Origin of the sequence: uncultured Eudoraea sp. (assembly GCF_947258525.1) — a bacterium.
GTDB lineage: Bacteria > Bacteroidota > Bacteroidia > Flavobacteriales > Flavobacteriaceae > Eudoraea.
In genome coordinates this window covers 1-3,405 of record NZ_CAMYIP010000055.1, presented here as the reverse complement: position 1 = coordinate 3,405, position 3,405 = coordinate 1, and the positions used below count along the sequence as shown (strand labels likewise).

5 protein-coding genes and 1 tRNA gene are annotated in these 3,405 nt (G+C 37.2%); 1 reads left to right on the top strand and 5 read right to left on the bottom strand.

Annotated elements, in window-relative coordinates; translation table 11 throughout:
• Window positions 1–90 precede the first annotated feature (90 nt).
• Window positions 91–165, top strand: a tRNA-Pro gene (locus Q0X89_RS04270).
• 292 nt (window positions 166–457) lie between these two features.
• On the opposite strand, the gene Q0X89_RS04265 is transcribed toward Q0X89_RS04270, so the two are convergent.
• From Q0X89_RS04265 to Q0X89_RS04245, 5 genes are all read right to left on the bottom strand, one after another.
• Entirely contained in the window at window positions 458–586 is a 129-nt protein-coding gene (locus Q0X89_RS04265) for a hypothetical protein (protein ID WP_297691472.1), read from the bottom strand.
• 163 nt (window positions 587–749) lie between these two features.
• On the bottom strand, window positions 750–1,292 hold the full coding sequence (locus Q0X89_RS04260; protein WP_297691470.1) for a nuclear transport factor 2 family protein: 543 nt from the start codon (window positions 1,290–1,292) through the stop codon (window positions 750–752).
• Window positions 1,293–1,391: 99 nt separating this feature from the next.
• Entirely contained in the window at window positions 1,392–2,363 is a 972-nt protein-coding gene (locus Q0X89_RS04255) for a hypothetical protein (protein WP_297691468.1), read from the bottom strand.
• 91 nt (window positions 2,364–2,454) lie between these two features.
• The gene (locus Q0X89_RS04250; protein ID WP_297691466.1) at window positions 2,455–2,742 is read right to left on the bottom strand and encodes a YdhR family protein; all 288 of its coding nucleotides are present in this window, start codon (window positions 2,740–2,742) and stop codon (window positions 2,455–2,457) included.
• Between the two features lie 155 nt (window positions 2,743–2,897).
• The coding region (locus tag Q0X89_RS04245; protein ID WP_297691464.1) for a helix-turn-helix transcriptional regulator at window positions 2,898–3,405 on the bottom strand (508 nt) is incomplete at its 5' end.

Sequence of the window (3,405 nt, the reverse complement as noted above, 5' to 3'; positions counted from 1 at the left end):
GAGGTCGTCACGCCAAGGCGTGACCACCCCAACTAGAGAAAATTATGTTTGTATATTCTCTTTAGTGAAAAACGATTTATAGATGACCATCGGGGTGTAGCGTAGCCCGGTTATCGCGCCTGCTTTGGGAGCAGGAGGTCGCAGGTTCGAATCCTGCCACCCCGACCGAGAAAAACCAGACACTTAAGTGTCTGGTTTTTTATTTTATGGCGACTCAAGCTTGCTTGCAGGAGTATGTAAAATAAAAAACGTAACGAAGCGCAGCTTTGCATGGTTTTTCTTGAGCATCAACCCCATTTCAGGATCACCGAAGGTAATCCTGCCACTATAACTACGTTTATCCAAGAGAAACTTCGTTGTACAAACCCGACGAAGTAAATCCAATCACGAAAGTGGTTGGATTTTTTGTTTTAAAAGTGTAGTGCTGCCAAGTACTAAAGCGGTGAAAACAAAAAAGTCAGACAGGCGCCAGCCTGTATTGGATTAACTTGAGCATCAAACCCAGATTATCAGTGGCAACTTCTATTGCAGTTCCAATTGCAACTCTAAATGACATTCCTAAAGCCAGGCTGTTTTGTTTTTTCATTTATTCGCTATTTTGGTTTAAAAATTTGAAGATAGAATTTTTATTATACATAGGGTCAGAGATATGGGACATACCTCCGGACTTTTTTCAGTAGCTGCCAAAGAAAAGGGTTCTTACTTCGTTTGCAGGCTAACAGGAAAGATGTGTTGCATCAATTTTTAGCTTAATTAATACATTTACAAATTTCGTCATTGAAGATATCCCAAACAGACTCCCACTCACCTATTTCATTCTTTTTACTCAACATAACCCACTTAAATCTATATTTATCTTCCATCGATTCCGCCTCAGTAACTGTAATCTCCCCTGTTCCTCTCATAACAGACCAATCATCAAAATAAATAACCTCGTCTACTTTTTCTTCAATATTCATTTTAGCATCGTTTGTAGCCTCCCATTCATTATCATTGAAAAACTTCCGAATATTTTCTCTTCCTACTATAGAAGATTCACCTTGCGGCATAAAAATGGCGTCTTTAGAATACGTATTTGCACAAGCTGTGGCGTCTCTTTTATTCCATGCTTCAAGAAAGACATCTGTCACAGCCTGAATATTTTCTAGACCCGGACCACTATTCAAAATAACTCCCTGAGGATAAGACGGTGCTTCTGCATTTGAATTACAACCAACCAAATAACCCATAGAAAGAATAGCTGCAGCACATAGCAATAGATTGAGGGGAGAGATTTTTATTTTTGATTTCATAATGTAAGTAGTTTTTCAATTGTTTGATGGCCAACAGTATTGTCCCTGAATGGTTTTAACGGCTTATACCTGGTTGGTTAAAGTAATTCTGTATTAAAATTACTCAGGTACTACAAATGTTTTTAGCATGTTTTTACTTAAAGCGTTCGGTACTTCAGATACAAACGCATACTTGCCAGGTTTCAAATTTGCTGTGAAAAACCCAAGATTACCTTCCGGCATATCATTTACACCACCCATAAAGGTGATACCATCCGGTGCCGGTTCTATCAATCCTTTAGGATCCGCCCAATTCATCCAATTCTCCAACTCTTCGAGATTAGCATTTTCATCCAGCCTGACAAGGTTTATATCATGTCCAACAAAATTTTCATGAACAATTTGATCCTTATAGAATACGGAAAAGGTGTGTTTGCCAGAACTTATAGAGTCATTAAACACAATTCCATCCGTACTCGAAATATTAATGACAATATCTGCAATCAATTCTTTATTACCAGAATCAGCAGGTTTTACAACAATATCTTTTGTCATTCCCATAGAGGTGTGAAATACGCCATTGCTCATTTTTACATAACATTCAATAATGTATTTACCAGGTTTTAAATTAATTGTTGTTTCTGCCACCTGATCTGGAGAGAGTAGCCCTGAACCACCTACAAAGACAACCTCACTGAACCACTCAGGAAGTTTTGCAAACTCAGCAAAACCTTCCTCAGTTTTTCCTTCCATAATTAGTTTCATTCCACTATCGAAAACCGGACCTATAACTTTTTCTGCGTCTTCTGAGGTCTTTCCTTCCGGGTACTTATCTACAAGGAAAAAGTGGGTTTGAGGTGATTGATTTTTGTAACGAAATGTATTCCATCCGGAGGGAATAGTATCGGGCATTTGAAAATCCATATTCTCCGTTATTATTTCTATAACATTCTCTTTGGCCTCAGCGACGGTTTCGACCTGGGTACTTTTTTTATCACTTTTACAAGACTGTATGAACATAAAAGCAGATAAAAAAAAGATCACTATTCCAATAGAATTGGCTTTGACAATTAAATTTTGTAATGTTCTCATAATATTGTGTATTTAGTTGTTGGTTATTATTAGCAAAAGTTAGTGAAAAATGTGTTTTATCCTTTTTTTACCCTGTACCAGGGATGGTAATTTATTCTCTAAGTTTAAACAGCACATTCAGAATCTCAATATTCGGAGCTTCTACAATATCATAAGCTTCCGGAATACTGGATGCTAAGTCTGATTTACCATATGACTTTAATGATTCTTCAGAATCCCAGATATAAATTCCTCCAAATTGCCCAGGTTGGTCTAGTTTCACGTAATATTTCTGTAAAAGTCCGGGCAAGGATTTAAACTGGGACTCTCGTTCTTTGGCTCTTCTTAACAACTCCTCTTCCGGAAGTTTCGATTTCAGTTTGATTATTTGAATTATCATATTTGCTGTATTGACATTTCTATGGTTCAAGTCAATTGCTTTGCCTGACTTTAAAGCTATTAATACGGTAAGGGAAATCCCATAGGATTTTCGGTCCGGACTCCAGATAGTTAAAAATAAGGATTTTCTTTTGTAGAAAGCAGGTTATGGCTCATTTAGCCCAACATCCGGTATTCATTAGGGGTATAACCAACTTTATTTTTGAATAGTCTTGTAAAATGCTGTGGATATTTGAACCCCAGCTCATAGGCAATCTCACTTAGCGATTTGTTGTGATCAAATATTTTTTCCTTGGCAACTTCAATAAGTTTAGACTGAATATGTTCATGGGCACTTTTACCGGTTTCCTTTTTAATCAGGTCCCCAAAATAATTTGAAGAAAGGTGCTGTTCCTTCGCAAAATAACTAACAGAAGGTGTACCCTGTTTTTGAGGTTTTTCGGAAGAAAAATAATCCTCCAGGAGAGTTTTAAAATTTTCAACAATGCCCTGATTTACAGTTTCTCGAGTGATAAACTGCCGGTCGTAAAAACGTACGCAATAATCCAAAAATAGTTCAAGGTTCGCCACAATCAATTTTTTACTGTGCCTGTCAATGGTTTGCTCCAATTCAAATTGAATCTTGTCCAACAAACTTATAATCACTTTTCGCTCTTTCACCGAA